The following is an 18963-nucleotide window of genomic DNA, read 5'->3' on the forward strand; positions in this document are numbered from 1 at the left end:
CTTGGCCAGTGGTGTTTTCATCCTCTGCGCGTGCTGCGCCCTCAAGCTCGCGAACGACGACGAGTCGGCCTGCCGCGACTACCACGGCCACGACCACGCTCCGCTGCAGGTGCCGGCTGGCACCGCGATCACCCAGGGTCCCCACGAATGGGCCGGCTCTCTCGAACTGACCTGCCATGGCCATGAAGACGGGACCATCCAGCCCCTCGGGGAGTACTGGGTGGCCCAGCCCGGTCCCGCACCGGCCGAAGAAGGAGTGCGATGAGCAGCCGGACACCAGTGCCCGATGCCCTCTTCGACGCCGATCTCTGCCAGCCTCTCGGCCGCGAGGACTGGGTTGACCGCTTCGACTGGATGATCATCGACAGGCGCGTCGTGCACGCGCCTGTCACCTGGACATGGACGTGTCCCACATGCGGAGAGTCCGGGGTCATGCCCGATGGTCCCGACCCGCTGGCAGTCCCGCACGGGCCACAGCATGCTGCAGGACTTTTCGGGACGATCGTCCCGCTCGACGTCGAGGCCGAGCGTCCGTCCACTGAATAGCCTCACCGCCCGGAAGGAGGGACCCACCATGACAGAAATCAGCACTGCCACGACCGCGGTCCTCTCGCCGGCCGTGATCGTCGACATCGACGGGACAGTCGCCACGCACACACTTCCCGACGGACGCTTCATCAGGGGACACCACGAGTACCGGCTCGTCCCCTGGGACCTGCCCAACCCGCCAGTGATCGAAACCGTGCGCGCCCTGTACGCTGCCGGACTTGAGATCGTGTTCTGCTCCGGCAGGCCGGTCCTGGACGACAACGGCTGGGACGTCGGCCGCGCGACCTACGCCTGGCTCATCGAACATGTGGGGGAGTGGACCGCCAGCTGCCCTCTGTTCATGCGCGGACAGGGCGACCGCCGGCCGGACGACATCGTCAAGCCCGAGATCTACGAGGCCTTCATCCGCGGGCGGTGGGACGTCCGGCTCGCGCTGGATGACCGGCCCAGGGTGATCCGCGCCTGGCAGGCCCTCGGCGTGCCGGTGTTCGACGTCCAGCCCGGCTCGGGCGAGTTCTGATGCATGGCCCGCGCCCTCGACCCGCAGTGGGCCGCAGGGCGCGGGCCTGCTTCTCTTCAACTGCCCCGCTACGCCATTCCCCAGCGACTCAGTGTCCATCAGGAATGGTGGGATATGAGGCACTGGCATCCCAGTCGACCACGAATAGACTGGAACCATGACTGACGACAAGACCCCCCAGGCCCCGCGCGAGGGCTCCCTGCCGAAGTTCTCCGTGAACGTCGCCCCGACCCAGAAGATTACCGCCGCCGACCTGGGCACCCTGCTCGAGCGCTTCCGCGCCGGGGATGCCGAGCCCCTGATCTTCGGTGACGGGAACGTCCCCGAGGCCGCCGTAATCCCGTTCGCCGACTTCGTCGACCTGCTCCGGCGGGTCCATGCCGACGAGACTGCCTTCCAGGCCGAGCTCTCCCGCCGCATCCGTGCCTCCGACGCCTCCGAGGAGCCCGGCCTGACCCTCGATGAGCTCGGCGATGAGCTGGGCGAGCCTGCCCGGTCAATGATCCGCAAGGTGCTCGACGATGACTGAGGGGCTGCGGATCAAGGTCCATCTCAGCCCCGGGGCCCGCCAGGACATCGAACGGCTCAACCAGCGCGCCCTGAAGAATCCGCACAGCCGGGACGAGGCGCTCCTTGAGGCCACCATCGTCATGCTCCACCGGCTCAACGGCCGCCGCCACCCGACTAAGCCGCTGGACTACGACTCCCGCTTTGCCGACCTCTCCGACTGCGACACAACCTACGTCGGTGCGGACCCCCATGAGAAGCCGCCGCTGCGCATCGTCTCACGCGACGTCAGGCCCGAGCCGCCCGGCGGCATCACCCGGCGCGAGATCGTCGCCATCGGCGCACGCCGCGACAGCGAGGTCTACCGGACAGCCGGCCAGCGCCTCGGGCGGCCCGTCGGGGTCACCCTCGACCAGCTCGCCGCCCAGCGCCGCGCATCCGCGGCGAAGAATCATGCCCCGCAGGCGGGCAGGGGGCTCGACACACCCGCACCAGTCGGTGCAGACCTCGAGTTCGACTGACCATTGGGCCTCGTTTCTGTTCGTCATTCAGCCTTTCTCATAGAATGGACATGAATGATGATTCGATGGAGACGGGATGAAGTGATGCACGACTACGACACGGACCACCAGACCTGGGAACCGGCAGTCGCGGAACCACGCCGGGGGATGAGCCCGCGGGCGCAGCTGACAATCCGCCGGAGCCTTGCCCTGGCGATCGCCCTGGGAATGGCCTACGGCATCTTCCATGTGGTCTTCCGCACCGATGTTCTTGCGCCGGTGCTCGCGTACGCCGAACCCGTCAAAGAGGGGATCACATGGGTGATCGAGGATCCGAAGCGGGCCTGGCTGGCCTTCGCCGTGCTCGTCATCCCGCACATCGGGCTCTACTACCTGCTGTTCGAGGACCGGAAATGAGGGGACTGGCCATGCTCAGGAACACCAGAACGATCGTGGGGCTGTGCGCGCTCAGCGGAGTCTCGGTCACCGCCGTCATCGGCTGGGCTACCGGCTTCTTCGCCTGGGCCGTGGGCTCCGTCCGTAGCCTGTGGGATGGCTTCATCGCCTTCCTCAACTCGCCGTTCAGCTGGGAGCACCTCGCCGCCGGCGCGGGCGTGCTGCTCATCCCGATCATCATCATTGTCGTGATCTTCGCCATCGCGGATAACTGAGTCGCGCGGCATCTTTTGCAGTACCCGCTCCGGCCGCCGATTCTTGCTTCAGCGGGTACAAATTGGCTGCTTAGGCCCGCGACAGCTCGGAATGCCGCTCGAGGCTGTACCGGATCAAATCCATAGCCGGGGTAAGGGCCCAGACAAGCAGCCTCATGGTCGGCCGGTTTTCCTTGGCGATGACATCATCCGGCAGAGAAGTTGACTGCGCCGGCTTCAGCACGGCATCCGCGGCCCAGCGCCTGCCGTGGGCAAAACCCGAGCACAGCTGCCATACGGACAAGGCGGACGTCCTGGGCACCAGGTCGCGGACCTGCGTGAGTATGTGCGTGCTGCTGGGGAGAATCAACTTTCCAGCGGCCCCGGAGGCATCGAGAATAGCCTGCAGTTGCGCCTTGTCGCTGTCGAAGTCCGGAAGCGTTCCCTGAAGATTCGGATGGCGACGTGCCAGTTCGCTGTACGCAGTCTCGCGGTCTTTGGCTACCTTCAGCGACAGAGACAGCGAACGAACTATCCTGGTCGCCTGTTCTTCTGGCGCTGAAATCCAGGCGGCCTGTGCGGCGCACTCAATGGCTGCCCTGACCAGCGAGAACGGGGCAAGAGTATGTGATGCTCCGGCACCAAGCATGATGCTGTCCAGCGCGTGCAAATGATCGATCGCGCTGACTACCGCATTGGCGATGTTGTGCGACGCCTGGTGGGGTTTGATGAGCCCATCGTCCTGCGCCAGACGGCTTCCGGCTTCCGGGATCCATGCCTCGTGGGAATCCCGGAAGCCCAGCCAGGTCCTCAGCTCCTGAAAATACGAGTCGGCAATCTCGAACTCTTCAGGTTCATCTTCTCGTCGCATGACTCCATTCTTCACATGGCTACATTCTTTATCGCCAGGCACGCTGGAAGCCTTCCGGGAGGGATACTTCCGTCGGCGACAACTCAGGCCTGACCCGCATGAGGCGGACTGAATGCCGGAATGCCTGACCCGACCAGGCTATGTCGGCCGAGACTTCAACCACCAACGGCTCCACCAAAGTCAAGCGAGTGGTGCCGCCCTCCTTGGTGAAGCGGTCCAGCACCCGTTCGCTGATTTCCTCCGGCCATGGATGCCTTCCCCGGGGAGGACGAAGATATGTGGCCAGATCCCTTCCCGCACGAGCCGTCAAGGACGTGGACCGGCCGACAATCCGCAGCCGTCCGTGTACCGGCAAACCCACCACCGCTGCCCGCGGGTGCGCCATGGGACCTATGACCGCCGCAAGAACCACATCAAGGGCGCTTCTGCTCTTGACCTTCAGCCAGATTCGCCGGGGCTCGTACGTCTGCCCTTCACCCTTGATCACAATTCCTTCCACGCCCGTGGCGGTCATGTCACTGAACCACGTGGCCGCCAGGGCCTGGTCGCTGGTCACCGGTGACAGATGCAGTGGCGGAACCCACCCGCGCGCCAGCTCCTCGAGCAGAGCCCGGCGGTCCCGGAATTGAAGCCCGCGGGTATCCTGCCCCGCCACTGCCAGGACGTCGAAGGCGATCAGCGAGGCAGGGCTTTTCATCACGAGCTCCGCAAGAGCCGCCTTTGAGCTCACCAGGCGCATCTGCAGCGCATCGAAATCCAGCCGCCCTTCGGACCACACCACAACTTCGCCATCGACAACACAGCCCGGAGGGATCTGCTCACGCACGGAAGCCAACACGTCCGGAAAGTACCTGCTCAGATCCTTGCCCTGTCTGCTGTAGAGCCACGCCCCATCCGAACCGACCAGGCACACTGCCCGGAAACCGTCGAACTTCATCTCAAAGACTGAGCCGCCGGACAGTGCGTCACCGCGTGGTATCGACTCCACGGCCTTGGCCAAAGCAAGGGCAACAGGAGGATGCAGGGCGGCCGGCAAACCTTCGAACATCGTGGGCACAGCGTAAGCCCAGCGAAGCAGGGGTGGAAACAAGGCTTCCTCCCGGCTGGATACAGCACCAAGCACCGGGAAGCGTCACAGCAAAGCTGTGACCGGGTCCTTCTTCGATCAGGGAAACCAACCACATTCGAAACAGGAGTCGTCATGTCCACTGAAGCTGTTACAAACCCCGCTGGGTCTGCCGGGACTGCCGGTGGCCGGCGCTACAAGGAACCCACCTCACAGCAGATTGAAGATGCCGCGGCCCTGATGTTCCTGGCGGCGACAAGGAAAGCTCTGCGGGACCAGCAGCACATCTGGGATGTCGAACTGGAGTTGGAACTCACCTACACCGTGCACAACCAGCGCAGGTACTGCGTGCACGCCAGCACCCGTACAGGTGAAAGCCTCACGGGCCCACACGGTGTTCTCGTGCATCCGGCCAACGGAACTGCGGAAACGGCTGCCTGGAGCATTGCCGCCGAGGTTCGCAATGCAACGGCAAAACGTCGGCAAAGGCGGCCATCAAGATTGCGTGACTACTGGCCTTTACCGGGGCGGGGCTTCCGAGGACCTTCCTGGCGTGGCTTGTGTTTTGTCTTTGCCGATCTTTAGCCAGAACCAACCGACATACCAAAGAATCGCCACCAGTCCGATGACAAAGCTGCCAAGCAGCAGAATCTTGGACACGACGTCCAGGCCCTTGGGCTCAAAGGCCATCATGATCAACGGTACGAGGATTCCCAGCGAGAGGAGGCCCAGCATCCACATGGCCGCAGCCACACCCACAGGCTTGCCGACGCGGGCCAGCTCTTCATCCAAGCGGTCCCGCTCGGCCACAGCCGCCCGGAGTTGCGTCCGCAGATCTGCCTCAGCCTTGATTTCCTCGTCCTGCCGTCGCAGGCTTGCCGCGTGTGCCGCATCTGAAATGATCCCCGGTCGAAGTACCGAAGATAAATCCGCATAGCTGCTCGGTCCAAACATCGCCAGACCCGCCGGAGAGGGAAGGCTGCGTCGCCGATGCTTGAAGGCCTGTTCGTAAATATCCTGATCGGCGTCAGCAATCACCAGACCCCGCTCGACAAGAGCTTCAAGCTCCAACGCCTTGGTGTCACCCTTCCTGAGCTTCCCGTTGATAGCCTTCACCGCGTCCTGCACGCGTTGCCGAAGCGAAAGCGCATACGGTTTGAGCTCATCCACTGCCGTTCCCCCTAGCAAGCGGCCTTGGATCAAGGAGTCGAGATCCAAAGCCGGATCTTCGAGTATTTTCTCCACTGCTTCTTCGTAGAGATAGCTCTTTGCCCTGTTCAATCGCGTCTGATGGGCCTGGTCCAGGTCCGACTCAATGTGCTGAATACGGCCGGTGGCTGCTTCCACTAACCTCCTGATACCCTCGCGTTCGCTGGAGATCGCGACAAGCCGGCTGACCAGGAAACCACCAATGATGGCGACCAGAACGGCCGACGCCTGGCTGAGGGCGGACAACAAAGTGCTCGGGTCCCAGTCCTTTTCCGCCGACCTGACAATCACACTGAATGGATCGCATTGCACCACTGACTGGAGCAATGGCACATGGGAGGTACAGGTGAGGAATTCAGACGAGATCACCGAGCGATCATAAGCGACCCCTGACGATGCGCCGTGCACAGGGACCGGTCTTGGCACCTGCAGCCCCTTACGGACAGAAGAACCCCGGTGATGCTTCCGCATCGCCGGGGTTCTTCTTTTTTTCTGTCAGCAGCTGCCCGTCGTCTATCCCGCCACCCGGGCAAGGACCTCCTCAGCCTCGTCAAATTCATCGATCAGCCTCAAGGTCTCCTGGCCGCCCAGGTCAGTGTCCGGATCGAGCCGTCGATTGATGCTGCGTGACGCTGAGAACTTCAGCACCGAGTAGTCATCCACGTCCTTCTTGCCGAACCGGACCTTGTGGCCTTTGTGCGTCTGCCGGGCGAAGCGGCCAAAGCCGGTGAGCACGACGGTGTCTCCACGGCGCACGGCGTCGGTGAGCTCCGCGATGAGCGACTCGTACACCTCACTCACCACCCTTATCGGCTGTCCGCTGCGGCCGGCCACCTTCGAGATGAATCCACGCTTGCTGATCCGCGGATGAACCGTCGTCTTCATGCCCACACCTTTGTCCTATCATCCCTCGTCGTCCGCTTCCTGCTTGAAAACCAGTTTATCCGACAGGCCTGTCGAAAAGCGATCCACAGACCTGTCGGTATTCATTCAACTAAAGCTCGAAATCCGGATCAATGGACTGGCGGTCGTCCTTGTACTCGTAGTCAACTGACTCAATAATCGACCGAGTCTTCGGATCGCGCCGTGTGCTGACGATCTTGTCGTGGGACTCGTCGAACCGCTGCTGGTCGGCGATCCGGTGGGCCGCGTTGAGCTTGGCGTTGATGTTCTTGTCGCCGAACTCCATCATCGAGCTCACGGAGGACTTCGCACCCTGCTTGGTTACGTTGACGTTCTTCTTGTTCTGCGCACGCTGCTGCTCCCAGCGACCGCGGTCCTCGGACGTGACGTACCCGAACATCTGGGCGAGCCGGGAACCGTACCGCTCCTGCTGCTCTACCTGCTGGTCGTCGCTCATGGTCCTGTCTCCTTCTCGTTCGTTTCCGGACTATGCCGGCTGGTAGTCCTCGGCTCCGCGGTCGCGGCTCCACTGGCCCTCCGGCCCCGGCCGGGCCGAGGGGCCGGGCCCCTGTCGGAAGGGCTGGGGCCGCGTGCGCTGCGCCGCCAGGAAAGTAGCGGGATCGTCGACCGCGGCCCGCATCGTGTCCTGCCAGTCCTCGCCGAGGGCCAGCTTGAGCTCGTGCTCAAAATCCGGGTCCTCCTTGTTCAGCTCCTCGATGGCGTCCACGTAGGCGTTCGAGTAGACACGCTGCTGCTCCTCGTCCGAGAGACCATCGATCTCCATGCTTGCGAGCATGCTCTCGGACTGGTCGAGGCGCTGCTGGAGGTCCTCGGGCAGCCCGCGGGTGTCCAGGCCCTGCTTCTTGGCCGCGAAACCGATCATGTAGCCCATGACACTGCCGCCGAGGGCCTGTCCGTCGCCACGCTGGACGCCGTCCAGCATCGCCGCCTTCATGGTTTCCGCCAGCTGCACCTGGTGCTCGTCCGGCTCCATCGGCAGGCGCAGCGTGAACATGCCCTCGTCGGGGATCCGCCGGCCCAGGTGGTCGTCGAACTCCCCGGTCCAGACCTCGCGTACCCTGTCGGTGCCCGCGAGGCGGGCCTCGTGCGGCGGGGCCTTGACGATGCGGCCGTGCGCGACGCCGTTGAACATCAGGCGCAGCTCCGGCTCGGACTCCATCCGCTCGCCGATGATCGTCCGGGCGCGCTTGACCACCTCGGCACGGTCGAGCCCGTCGTCCTCCATCTGCTGGCGCAGGCGCTTGCGCAGGGCCTTGTAGCTGGCGTTGATCTGCTTCGCGTCCTGCTCGGGGTCACGCATCTTCCAGAAGGCGTTCTCCATGAGTGCGACCTCGGTCATGGCCGCCGACTCGGGAGTAAACAACTCACGGTTGCCCCGCTCGCGGCGCTCCAGGTCCTCCAGGCGGGTACGCCAGCGCCGGGAAAGGAAGTCGTCCCTGCTGGTGCCCCACCGCCCGCCCGACTTCCCGGACTGCTTCCCGCCGTCGTCGCCGTCGTCGCCGGAGGCCTCCTGCGCCTCCGGCGCGCCCCCGAACAGATCTCCGACCAGGGCCGCCTGGCGCTCGGCCCTCTCGCCGATGTGCCGGGTCTTCGCGTCGATCCGGTCCTGGACCTTGTCCTTGAACGGCTGCAGGTAGGAGTCCATCTCCTTCCTGAAGTCAGGAGCGAGCATCCGCATTGCCATCATCATGCCGGCGGCCTGGATGACCGAGTTCGGGTTCACGCCGCGGGTGAGCGGACGCAGGCAGCCCTGCATCATCATCTGCATGTAGACCGCGTGCATCGCGTCGAACTCCTTCGTGCGCTCCCCGTCGTTGAAGCCGGGCACGAGCAGCTTCGAATCGCGCAGCGTCTGCATGTACGCCTCGCCCGCCAGCCGCGTCTCCGCCCGGAGCTTCAGCAGCCGCTCCCGGTCGTCGAGGCCGTCATCGTCGGCCGCAGCGCGCTCCTGGTCGCGTGCACGCTGGCGCTCCCGCTCCTCGGTCCGCTCCCGCGTCGTGGCCCCGAAGAAGCCGCGGGCACGGTCGCGCAGCCGCTCGCGCTGCCCGCGTGAGGTGTCGTGTCCGGCCTGCGTGTCCGGCTCGTCGACAATCTCCGCGTCGATGATGTCCTCCTCCCCGGCGTCCATCCCGTACACAGGATGGACGTGGCCCAAGGGGTCGACAGGCAGTGCCTTGCGCCCCCGGCCCCTGCCGCCCGGACCCATTTCCTGCTCCGTGTCCTGTGTCATGTCAGCCTCCCAGTCCATAGTCGTCGTCATTCTGCTGCTGCCCGGTCTCGTAGCTCGGCGTCCAGGCCGGGCGACGGCCGCCCACGCCGACGGCGTGTGCCGAGCGCCGGCTGGCACCGCGCGCCCTGGCGGCCCCGTCCCCGGTCTGCGCGAGCACGTCACGCTTGAGGACCGAGGCATCCACCGCGGCCTCCGCGGAGTCCAGGCCGTCCAGCCCGTCGAGGCCGTGCGCCGCGAACGCGTCGAGCTCGCGCGCCGCCGCGGCCCGGGCACGGCGGGTGCCCGCTGAGGCGAACTGCTCGTTCTTCTCGCCGTCGAAGACGCTCTCGCGGTTCTTCGCGACCTGCACCAGCGCCTCGAAGTCGCCGCCGTAGGCCATACGGTCCATCACCGTGCCCGCCAGGGACGGGTCCTCCTCGAGGTTGCGCACCAGGCCCGACTTCGGGTCCTCCAGCGCGCGGGCCACACGGGCGACGCAGTCCGGGTTGACCGAAACGTTGAACCCGTCCTTGGCCTCGTAGAACTCGACGAACTGGGCCTCCCACTCCTCGGCCGTGGCCTGGACAGCCTCGCCGTCGGCGAACTCGGGACGCCACTGGCCGGGGCCGGGGTGCTCGAGCTTGCGGCCGCGCCACAGATCGCGCCCGGGACCCTGCAGCATCTCGTACTTGTGCCGTGCCTCCGCAGCGTCGTGCTTGGCCTGCAGGATCGACTGGGTCACCGGATAGGTCACCTCAAGCACCGCCTTCAGGTCAGCGCCACGCAGGGCGCGCACCGCACGCTGGGAGAACGAGCCACCCAGTCCCGTGCCGTGGGCCTTGATCGCCGTGGCGAACATCGAGGCCTCCTGGTCCTCCTGCGTGATGCCCGGCGTGCCCTGCTCGTCGCCGAGGTTGCGGGAGTAGTCCGCGAGCTTTTTCTCGCTGCCCTTGGCCCCGGTCTCGACGCAGACTTCACGCACGCTCTGCAGGTGCGCCTCGCGGCTGCTGAAGGTCAGCGCCGAGCCGAACTCGCCGCGCTGTGCTGAGCGATAGAGATCGCTGAGCTCCTCGACGAGGACCTCGTGGCCGGCGGCAACCTCGTGCGGATCGCTGACGAACCGCAGGCGGTTCGCCTCCCTGACGGCACTCTCAAGGCTCTCCGCCAGCTCCGGGCTCTTGGACATTGCCACCTGGGTGTCCAGCGAGACCTGCATGGCCAGCGGGTGCGAGCCGTCGGCCTTCACCACGCCGGTGTCCAGGAGGTTCGCTCCGACCGAGAGCCTGGCCATCGCCTCGGCCTTGGCGGCTTCGCTGTGCAGCCTCACGACGGCGACCGCGTCACCGTCGAAGTCGCCGTCGAAGCACTGGTCCATCACCGGGTTGATCGCCGCGCCGGTGAGCCGGTCGTCGATCGCCACGCGCATGTAGCGCACGCCGGCGTCGCGCAGGACCGGGTCGCGCCAGACCAGCGCGTGATCGCCTTCGGCCAGGCCCAGCTGCTCGGCCTTGACCGAGCTCAGAGCGATCTGATCGATGTCCAGCCGAGGGTCGGCGGTCCAGACCATCGTGGCCGAGTCCGACAGGCGCGAGCTCATCAGCCCGGTCTTGAAGATGTTGTTCTTGCCGGTCAGCACGCGGTTCTGCACGTCCGTGGTGATCGCCTCGAAGGCACGCTGGGCCCGCGAGACAGACTCGCTCATGCCCCGGCGCACCTCGGCGCGCTTGTCCGGCGACAGGCCGTGGTCATCCAGCTGCTCGGCCATGTACCGGTAGCGGCAGGCTTCGACGAAGACGTCCTGATAGCTGCGCGTGTAGTCGTGCGTGACGGACGTGCCGTCGTCGAACTCCTGGCCGCTGCGCAGGTGCGAAGAGAGCACCGGCAGCTTCCACGAAGTCGCGCTGACCGTCTCGGTCAGCTGACTCGTCGGGTAGGTCAGCGGAAAGGGGATTTCCATGTCGCCGCCACGATCGCCGATCAGGTCGCCGAAGGACTTGCGCATGGCCGTGGTGTTCAGCCCCGGCGTCGCGCCTTCGCTGCGCGGCTGCGTGCGCATCAGCTCCGGCATCGGGATCAGACGGCGCTCGGGCCGCTCGTCGACACTCTCGGCCTGGCCCACGACACGCAGGGTGCCGTCGGCCTCCATGTCCAGTCCCGCCACCAGCAGATACTCGCGCAGGTTCGACTCGGCACCGGAGTTGTGGCCGTAGAACTCGCGCATGATCGCCGGGCAGTCCTGGGACTGCAGCGCCCAGGCCAGCTGCGAGGAGGCCTTGCGCCCCTTGCCGGCGCGCACCTGTTCGTCGTCGTAGATCTTGGTCTTCTCGTCGACAGCCATGTGGGTGACCACGAACCGCATCTCGCCCAACCCTCCGTCGACCGGCCCGGCATCGGGGCCCTGGACGGCCGGGCGGCGGATGTCGCCCACGGCACCACCCATCAGCTCGCGCGCCGATCCGGCGTTGCGGCGGGAGATCAGCGAGAACGGGCTCATCACCACGTCGATGCCCGGGTTCTCCCTGAACCAGGCCACCTCCTGCTCCAGGCCCTGGGCACGCGCCTCGTCCGGGTCCATGTGGCGGTCGACCACCAGAGAGACGACACCCTTGTTGCCGTGCAGATCGCTGATCTTGTCGCCCACGACGAGGTCGCGCAGCTGGCCACCGGCCCCGCGGATGCGGTGCCGCTCGGAGAACTCCGTCGACACCACGATCGGGTCGTCGGCCGTCCAGCCGCCGAAGGTCATCAGAGCGGTGCCGGTCGGCTTCGTCACCTCGGAAGACTGCATGATCGTCGAGGCCGTCATCTGCTGGCGGTCGAACGGGTCATAGCGCAGCGTCTCCAGCTCCGGCCGGCTCATCAGCGGGGCGCGGGAGCCGGTCACGGTCTCCGGGTCACCCGGCTCAATCGTGCCGTCGGGGCGCACGGCGGCGTCCTCGGTGAGGTAGCGCACGATGCCCTGGTTGGTCGCGCCGCCGGTCATCACCGGATCGAAGAAGCCGCCGGGAGCCGTCACATGGTTACGGTCGGTTCCCGTGAGCACCGTCATGTTCCGTCCACCGGTGAGCCGCCAGGCGTCGAAGACGTTGTCGTCGGCCGGGTCGGTGCGATCGCGTTCGGCGCGGTACTCAGCGTAGATCGTCGAGCCCTGCTTGATCTCGTTGGAGTAGCGCACGCGCTTGGCCTCGGTCTCGAGGATCGAGGCCGTCCACTCGTCCAGCCGTGCGGTGGCCTTGCCGGTGGCAGGGTCGACCTCATACGTCGTGGCCCGTTCGATGAAGTCAACCGGGTGCTTGGTGCCGTAGAGCTGCGAGTACACCGCGTTCAGCGAGGCCGGCACGCCGGTCCGGCTGCGGCCGGAGACGAGGTCACCGGCAAGCTGGTACTGGATGCGCTCGTGCATCAGCTGTTCGTAGCCGCGCAGCACCGTGCGCTCCTCGACCGACTTGGGGGCCTCGCCCGGGGTCTGGGCCTTGATCCGCGCCTCGTAGCCGGGGACGATCAGCGCGTTCTCGCCACTGGCGAAGCGCGTGACAATCTCCCCATGGCTGCCGACATCGAAGACCTGGCCGATCTCACCGGAGACCGGCGTGGCCTTGCCGTCACGACGCAGCTTTTCGGCGGTCCAGCTGATGACGCCCTGCGCGTCGACCAGGATCTCACCCGGCGTCGCGGCGTTGCGCTCGATGCTCTCCCGGACGGTCTGACCGATCCGGCGCATGAACTCCGAGGGATGCTCGGCGATGGGGGCGGCGGTGGCCGCATGGAAGGAGACGATCCGGTCCTTGAAGCGGGTCGCCTGGAAGCTGGTACCCATGAGCTCGGTGGGAGGCACCCCGCAGCGGCGCAGCGCCGAGGCGAGGTTGTCCAGGTTAGACCACTGGCCGGTCGGGCTGGTCATGTACTTGGCGACGCGGGCGGGGTCGAAGCGCTGGTCGAGCCACTCACCGTCGATCAGGTGCGGCTCGGCATCCCAGGTGCCGACCAGCTCGAACGGAACGTCATCAGCGTGCGCACGGACCTTGTCGGCGGCCGTGCCACCATAGACGAGGTTGCCCAGGTCCGGAAGCTCACCGGCCTGCAGCTCGCCGATCTCCTCCAGGCGCTCCTGGTACATCTCCTCGGTCGCGCCCGGACGCAGCAGCTCGCTGCGTGCTCCGGTGAGCACGTCCCAGTAAGAGCGCTGGATCGCCGCGACCTCGGGGTCAGAGGCATACTCCGGGGGCTCGATCTCGTCGAGCGCGCCCTCGGTGCGCTGCAGCTCAGACTCCGCGCGCAGGATCAGCTCCTCGACGCCCAGGGCGGCGCGCAGGTTCTCCCGCGCGGTGTCCACGGCCTCGCGACCGTAGGCCTCGGCCGGCTCTGCGTCCACGAAGAAGGTCGGCAGGGAGCGGTTCTTGGCATCCCGGCGCAGCATGACCTTGGACCCGGGGCGCGGGGCGCTCTCACCGGGGACGACATAGTCCGCGACGACGAACATGCTCTCGCGGTCGACGTGATAGCTGTCCGGCACGTCGATGAGGGAGCGGCCGCGGCCATGCTCGGGGTGGCTGGAGCCGACGACGCCAACCACCGTGCCGGGACGGTCCTCGCGTTCGATGGGCAGGCCTTGGGCGAAACGCAGCAGCCGCACGGCGTCCTCGGGAGTCGGGGCGGGCACGGCCATGCCGCCGGGCACCCGGTGATTGGTGCTGTAGCGCAGCACCGTTCCGTTGTCGTAGATGCGCGCCCCGGCGTACTCCTCCTGGCGCGTGTCAGTGAGACGGATCTCCATGCCGGTCCCGGAGATCCGGGCCTTGATCTGTCCGGGCTCACGGTCGCGCAGGACCTCGTAGGCCACGCCCTGGGACTTCAGCTCCTCGAGCAACGCCGCCGAGCGTGCCACCGCCCGCTGGGACATGAAACGGTTGCGGTCAACGCGGCCGGTCTGCGGGTCGCGTCCGCCGTCGATGACCCACTCGCGGACCTGGTCGTACTCCTGGCGGCTCATCTTGTCCATGAGCGCCGTGAGGCCTGCGGCGTCGTCGTTGGTCATGGCACGGCCGGCCTCGTACGGCTTACTGTCCTCGTCGAGCCGCCAGAGCGTCATGTTCCCGCGGCGCGGCTCAGACAAGGACTCCACCTCGCCGCCGGCGTTCTTCACGATCGTCTCGTCGGGAATGTACAGCAGCTCGGTACCTGCGCGCTTCACCGTCGCGCGCTCGGACCAGGCCGGGTCGTAAGGGCAGATCGGCAGCCGCGCCGAACGCGGGTCGATCTCCGCTCCGACGCCCGTGGCACGGGTGAACTCGCGCTGCAGCGTCTGGTAGCGCTCGTTGGCGGGGGAGTGGTCGCCGAACTGCGGCTCGTAGTCCGGGACGCGCTCGGAGAAGGCCGTGTCGATCGCAGTCAGACACGCGGTGACGCCGAGTCCGGGATCAGCCAGGGCGGTTCCGCGCTGGCCGAGGATCTGGTCGACCCGTGCACGGATGGCCTTCGCCTGGGAGATCGGAATGATCTCCCCGCTCTGCTCCCGGGCCTGCTCGACTGCCTTGTAGAAGACGTACTCGTAGAAGTACCGCCTCAGTCCGTGTGCCTTCTTCATTGCTACTCAGCCTCCTGTGGACGCTCGGGGACATAACTATGTATAGATCATACGCTGATGATTCGAATGGAAGCGATAGATGAGTCAGAAGCGAGCCAAAAGACGAATGCCGGGACAGTCGAATTGCATCGACCGTCCCGGCACGGAGCGAATAGACCCGCCGGCACTACCCCCGGGACTTCATCTCAACGGCCATGGCCCGGTCGAAAGCCCCATCGGCCAGGACCTCCCAGCTGGGCAGCGAGGCCAGGTAAGTGTAAAAGGCGGCGTGCACCTTGACCGTGGCCAGCGACCGCAGATCCTCCTCGGTCACGTCCTGCTCGGCGAACACGCGCGAGCCCTCGTCGCTGATCTGGCCGTTGATCCTGCGGGCGGCGTCGGTGTAGGCATCGGAGCGGACCTGGCTGATGTAGGTCTTCGACCCGTCGGCGCTGCGCAGCTCGCCGTCCCCGCCGACTGAGAAGTGCTCGCGGTCCCGCTGCATCTCCACCAGCGCGGTCTTGTACGCCTCACCGATCTCAAGGTCCAGGGCCTTAACCTTCGCCGAGCCGTCGAGATTGATCAGCATCTCCTTGCTGACCGTGCCCTCGGCGTAGACCAGGCGCTTGTGGTCCTTCTGCGTCGCCTGGTGGGCAGCCACGGTCGCGGCCACCTCCACGTCCTCCAGGAACTCCTCGTCGTTGCCCAGCATCATGGCCTCGTAGTCGTCCGGGTCCACGACCACCGGGGCGTTGGGGTCGCCACTCTCGTCGGTGAAAACCATGCGCGTGATGACCTCCATGACCTCGTCCGAGTAGACGTCCGGGTCAAGGCGCTCGATGTCGATGTCCTTGTAGTCGTACGTCTCCTGGTAGAGCGTCTTGGCGTCGGCCGCCCTGACCGCCTGGGCCATGCGCTTGTCGAGCATCTTGACGAAGTCCGGCTGGTTCATGCGCACGTCGAACTCCATCGCGGAGCTGAGCGTGGGGATCGTCTGCAGCGAGTACTCGTGCCCCGGGTGGGTGATCGTGTTGCCGAGCAGCTTGAATGACATCGGCAGGATCGTCTCGTTGCGGTTCCAGACCGGCGCGTCGCCGGCGCGCAGCACGATCGAGTTGCGCGGCGAGAGGAAGGCGAAATCGTTGTACTTGATCAGCGGCTCCTCCTCCGTCGACCAGGTGCGCGAAATCGCTCCGTCCGTCTTCCCGCCGACCACCTTGTCCAAGTTCTGCGTGATCTGCTTCGAGCTGGCGTGGGTACGGTGGGTCTTGCCGCTCATCTTCTCCAGCGTCTCGATCATCGAGTCGTCGGTCGACTTGAGGAAGACGATGTTGCTCGTGTTTCCCTGCACAATCTTGTCGACCGACTCGCCGTAGACGTCGCGCAGCTGCTGCAGCGTCTGCAGGATAAGCGTGAACTGCTGCTCCTGGCCGAGGCCGATGGAGAGCATGGTCTCGAAGCCGGCGATGCCGTTGCCGTCGGACTGCAGGTTGCCGAGCTCGTCGAGCATGAACCGGGTGCGGTAGAGCGGCTTCTGGTTCGACTTGGTCATGTACGACTGGTCAAACGAGACGTCCACCAGCTGCTTGACCAGGATCAGGATCAGCTTGGCGTACTTCATCAGGTGCGGGGGAGTGACGAGAAAGACCGCCTTGGGCGACTCCGAGTACCGCGCCATCGTCTGCGTGATCGCGCGCGCCCGGACCTCGACCTCCTCGGGGTGCCCGCCACCGGAGAAGTCCAGCTTGCGGCTCGGGAAGGTCGTGTCGCCGGGCTGGAACGAGAGGATCTTCCTGTCGCGGGTGCCGCCCTCGCGCACCGGCCGCAGCTCGCGCAGCACGCCGTTCTTCACGATCTTCTTGCCGGTGACCGGCTCGACCACGAAGTGCCGGCCGTTGAGGGAGAGCTGGTAGCTCTTGCGGAAGTGGAAGTAGAAAGTGCGCACGAGCATGCCGCTCTGCGGGTTCTTCAGCTCCAGCTTCAGCCAGGCCTCGTCGCCGGGGAAGATTCCCTTGAAGTTGTAGCGCGCCCAGCCCACGCGGCCGACAATCTCCGAGTGCTCGAAGTCCTTGCCAAGGTTCTGGATGAACATCGGGTCCGCGTACGCCGACCAGCTCGCCATCTGGCCGAGCAGGTGGTCGCGCTTCATGAAGTTCGGCGAGAACCGCACGCCCAGCCGCCGCGGGAAGGACAGGCCCGCCAGGTCAGTGTTCTGGCTCGGCTTACCCGAGGTCAGGGTCGAGATCGTCGGGTCGGTGAAGAAGCTCATGCCCGTGATCGCGATGCCGTAGACCGAGGACATCATCTTCTCCGCACCGGCCATGGCGACCAGGGCGTTGTGGGCGTTGCCGACGAGCGTGCGCATCGAGTTGCGCGGCAGGGCCTGGGTGGCGTTGAAGTAGAGCGTGAGCAGGTCCTGCTCGGCCTTGCCCTCCCACAGGAAATCCTTCTCGGCGACCTTGGCCTGCTCCTCGGCCAGGGCGTCCTCGTCCTCTTCGAACTCGCCGTTCTTGATGCGCTTCTCCAGCTCGGCAGCGGGGTTCTTCCACTTCTTCGAGGTCAGCTGCACGAAGAGCTGGTAGCAGTTGTACAGCGTGACCTTTCCCCACATGTCGTCCAGCCGCTGCTCCAGCGTGCCCGGGTCCATGCCGGTGGCTGCTGCGTACTCGCGCAGCTCACGCTCCTCCTCGAGGTAGTAGTCGATGAGACCGTAGGCGGCCCGTTTGAAGGCGTTGTTCGCCGCGTTCGGCCAGACCGGGTCCTCACCGCCGTCCAGCGGGAAGAAAACCTCGCCGATGTTCTCGATGTAGAGCGCGCACTTGGTCGAGTCGCCCTCGCGGGCGGCGTCGGCGGCCATGCCCAGCGGGTTGTAGATGTCGGTCTTCATCGCGTTGATCAGGTTGAACTGCACCGGCTCGAAGCCGCGCGTGACCAGCGGGATGTAGTTCTTGACGAGCAGCTCGCCCTTGGGGTCGTTGATGACCATGTTCGAGGGCTCCTTCTCCCTCGACCACATGTCGATCATCGGCTCGATGTAGGTCTGGCCCTTGCCCGCCCGGGTGATGGCCAGCACCATCGTGTTCACGGGAGCAGTGTCGACGATGTAGGCACCGGCAGGGCGCTGGACTTCGTACGCCGGGAACTCCCAATCATCAGTGATCAGGTCCGACACCGTACGGTAGGGCCCGAGCTTGTCACGGTTCGCGCCCTGGAGCTTCCCAGGGTCCATCGCCTCTTTGGCCTTGCGCCGGCTCTCCTCGGTCGGCGGGTTGTACGGGATCACCGTTGCGTCATACTTCCGGCGCAGCCGCTTGTCCCGGGGCAGGCCCGAGGCGTCGAAGAGCGCCTCGCCGAACTCCTCGTCGATCAGCGGCAGGGTCTCGACCAGCGGCTCGCCGTCGTCGCCGTCCATGACCTCACCCTTGTAGTAGACGACGTTGCCGTCCTGGTCAATCACGTCGGACTCTGCGCGCCGGGAGACCTTGACCGTGCCCAGCCCCTTCTTGCTGAGCATCATGTGACTGATCATGGAGCTGACCTGCACCCCCGAGTGCGCACCGGCGTCCGGGAACCAGTCGTAGTTCTGCTGGACCTCCTCCGGCAGCGCGATGTGCTGGTCGTTGCGGTGGTCGTTGATGTCCGTGTGGTCGACCGTCGCGTTGTGCTTGGCGACCTGGCGTCCGGTCCAGGTGGAGATCATGATCATGACCAGCGCGCCCGATCCCAGCGTCAGGAAGAGCTTGAACCCGGTGACGGACCCCAGCTGCCCGCCCACGTTCGTCGCCGTGGGCGTGGCCCCCTGGTCAGCCTCCGGGGCGTCCTGGGCGGCGCTGCCTGCGTGGGTCCACCACGCTGGCACCGGGACGTCCTTGAGATCCGGGTAGCACTTCGAGCCGATCTCGGGGTTACCCTTCTCGTTGACGGCGCGGTAGCACGTCATCGGGGCCCCGCCCTGGCCTGTCGTAGTGTCCTCCACGTAGTACGAGTCCGGCTTTCCGCTGCTGTTTCCGCCCAGGCCACCGCCCATCGTCGCCCCGAGCGTGAGCACTGCCGTAGCAATGACCGAGTACAGCACCCACGCCACGATCGCGACCAGCAGGCCGGCGACGCCGGCGAGCGCGAGGCCCGACGTGTTCGACTTCTTGCTCAGCCGCTCGCCGCGGTCCAGCTGCTGGTCTTCATAGACGTCCCGGTTCGTCAGCGTCTCCTCCGGCCGACGCGCCGAGATCTTCTCCCAGCCGCTGGCCTTGGGCCGTGCCGCCCTGCGCTTGCTGCCTGCCATGGTTCTCCCTGCCTGTTTCCGCGTGTGTCTGTGTGTCCTGCGCCTGTTGTGATCCGGAAGACGCCGACGGCGCACGGGGTGCGAGCCCCATGCGCCGTCAGACCCCCGTCGAT

At 65.9% G+C, this 18963-nt stretch carries 16 protein-coding genes; 7 read left to right on the plus strand and 9 right to left on the minus strand.

The window, feature by feature from the left end:
• Position 1: 1 nt before the first annotated feature.
• The 7 genes from QRN53_RS11600 (at position 2) to QRN53_RS11630 (ending at position 2747) form a co-directional block, all read left to right on the plus strand.
• Positions 2 to 265, plus strand: coding sequence for a hypothetical protein (locus QRN53_RS11600; protein ID WP_056387441.1), 264 nt, complete (start codon positions 2 to 4; stop codon positions 263 to 265).
• The gene (locus tag QRN53_RS11605; protein ID WP_056387438.1) at positions 262 to 546 is read left to right on the plus strand and encodes a hypothetical protein; all 285 of its coding nucleotides are present in this window, start codon (positions 262 to 264) and stop codon (positions 544 to 546) included. The genes QRN53_RS11600 and QRN53_RS11605 overlap by 4 nt, the downstream gene beginning before the upstream one ends.
• 28 nt (positions 547 to 574) lie before the next feature.
• A complete protein-coding gene (locus QRN53_RS11610) occupies positions 575 to 1069 on the plus strand; it encodes a phosphatase domain-containing protein (protein WP_056387434.1) in 495 nt (164 codons plus the stop codon).
• Positions 1070 to 1226: 157 nt separating this feature from the next.
• On the plus strand, positions 1227 to 1598 hold the full coding sequence (locus QRN53_RS11615) for a hypothetical protein (protein ID WP_056387433.1): 372 nt from the start codon (positions 1227 to 1229) through the stop codon (positions 1596 to 1598).
• Positions 1591 to 2097, plus strand: a complete 507-nt coding sequence (locus tag QRN53_RS11620) for a hypothetical protein (RefSeq protein WP_056387430.1) — start codon at positions 1591 to 1593, stop codon at positions 2095 to 2097. Before QRN53_RS11615 ends, QRN53_RS11620 begins: the two co-directional genes overlap by 8 nt.
• 54 nt (positions 2098 to 2151) lie before the next feature.
• Positions 2152 to 2493, plus strand: coding sequence for a hypothetical protein (locus QRN53_RS11625; protein ID WP_285244023.1), 342 nt, complete (start codon positions 2152 to 2154; stop codon positions 2491 to 2493).
• A gap of 11 nt (positions 2494 to 2504) precedes the next feature.
• Complete coding sequence (locus QRN53_RS11630; RefSeq protein WP_142938892.1) at positions 2505 to 2747, plus strand: hypothetical protein; 243 nt, start codon at positions 2505 to 2507, stop codon at positions 2745 to 2747.
• Positions 2748 to 2817: 70 nt separating this feature from the next.
• Here QRN53_RS11630 and QRN53_RS11635 read toward each other — a convergent pair whose 3' ends face one another.
• The 9 genes from QRN53_RS11635 to QRN53_RS11675 form a co-directional block, all read right to left on the minus strand.
• Positions 2818 to 3597 (minus strand): hypothetical protein, encoded by a 780-nt coding sequence (locus QRN53_RS11635; RefSeq protein WP_056387420.1) that lies wholly within the window; start codon positions 3595 to 3597, stop codon positions 2818 to 2820.
• Positions 3598 to 3625: 28 nt separating this feature from the next.
• The gene (locus QRN53_RS11640; RefSeq protein ID WP_056388143.1) at positions 3626 to 4645 is read right to left on the minus strand and encodes an ATP-dependent DNA ligase; all 1020 of its coding nucleotides are present in this window, start codon (positions 4643 to 4645) and stop codon (positions 3626 to 3628) included.
• A gap of 228 nt (positions 4646 to 4873) precedes the next feature.
• Positions 4874 to 5071 (minus strand): hypothetical protein, encoded by a 198-nt coding sequence (locus tag QRN53_RS11645; RefSeq protein WP_056387418.1) that lies wholly within the window; start codon positions 5069 to 5071, stop codon positions 4874 to 4876.
• Between the two features lie 111 nt (positions 5072 to 5182).
• Complete coding sequence (locus QRN53_RS11650; RefSeq protein WP_056387415.1) at positions 5183 to 6241, minus strand: hypothetical protein; 1059 nt, start codon at positions 6239 to 6241, stop codon at positions 5183 to 5185.
• Positions 6242 to 6385: 144 nt separating this feature from the next.
• Positions 6386 to 6757 carry an HU family DNA-binding protein gene (locus QRN53_RS11655; protein ID WP_056388141.1) on the minus strand — a complete coding sequence of 124 codons (372 nt, stop codon included), beginning with the start codon at positions 6755 to 6757 and terminating at the stop codon, positions 6386 to 6388.
• Positions 6758 to 6866: 109 nt separating this feature from the next.
• Complete coding sequence (locus QRN53_RS11660; protein WP_056387413.1) at positions 6867 to 7232, minus strand: hypothetical protein; 366 nt, start codon at positions 7230 to 7232, stop codon at positions 6867 to 6869.
• A 30-nt stretch (positions 7233 to 7262) separates the two neighbouring features.
• Positions 7263 to 9026 (minus strand): hypothetical protein, encoded by a 1764-nt coding sequence (locus tag QRN53_RS11665; RefSeq protein ID WP_190610380.1) that lies wholly within the window; start codon positions 9024 to 9026, stop codon positions 7263 to 7265.
• A gap of 1 nt (position 9027) precedes the next feature.
• Complete coding sequence (locus QRN53_RS11670; protein ID WP_285244024.1) at positions 9028 to 14589, minus strand: hypothetical protein; 5562 nt, start codon at positions 14587 to 14589, stop codon at positions 9028 to 9030.
• A gap of 166 nt (positions 14590 to 14755) precedes the next feature.
• Complete coding sequence (locus QRN53_RS11675) at positions 14756 to 18850, minus strand: type IV secretory system conjugative DNA transfer family protein (protein ID WP_056387403.1); 4095 nt, start codon at positions 18848 to 18850, stop codon at positions 14756 to 14758.
• Positions 18851 to 18963: the final 113 nt, after the last annotated feature.

This window comes from Pseudarthrobacter sp. fls2-241-R2A-127 (assembly GCF_030209355.1).
In the GTDB taxonomy this organism is placed as follows: Bacteria; Actinomycetota; Actinomycetes; order Actinomycetales; family Micrococcaceae; genus Arthrobacter.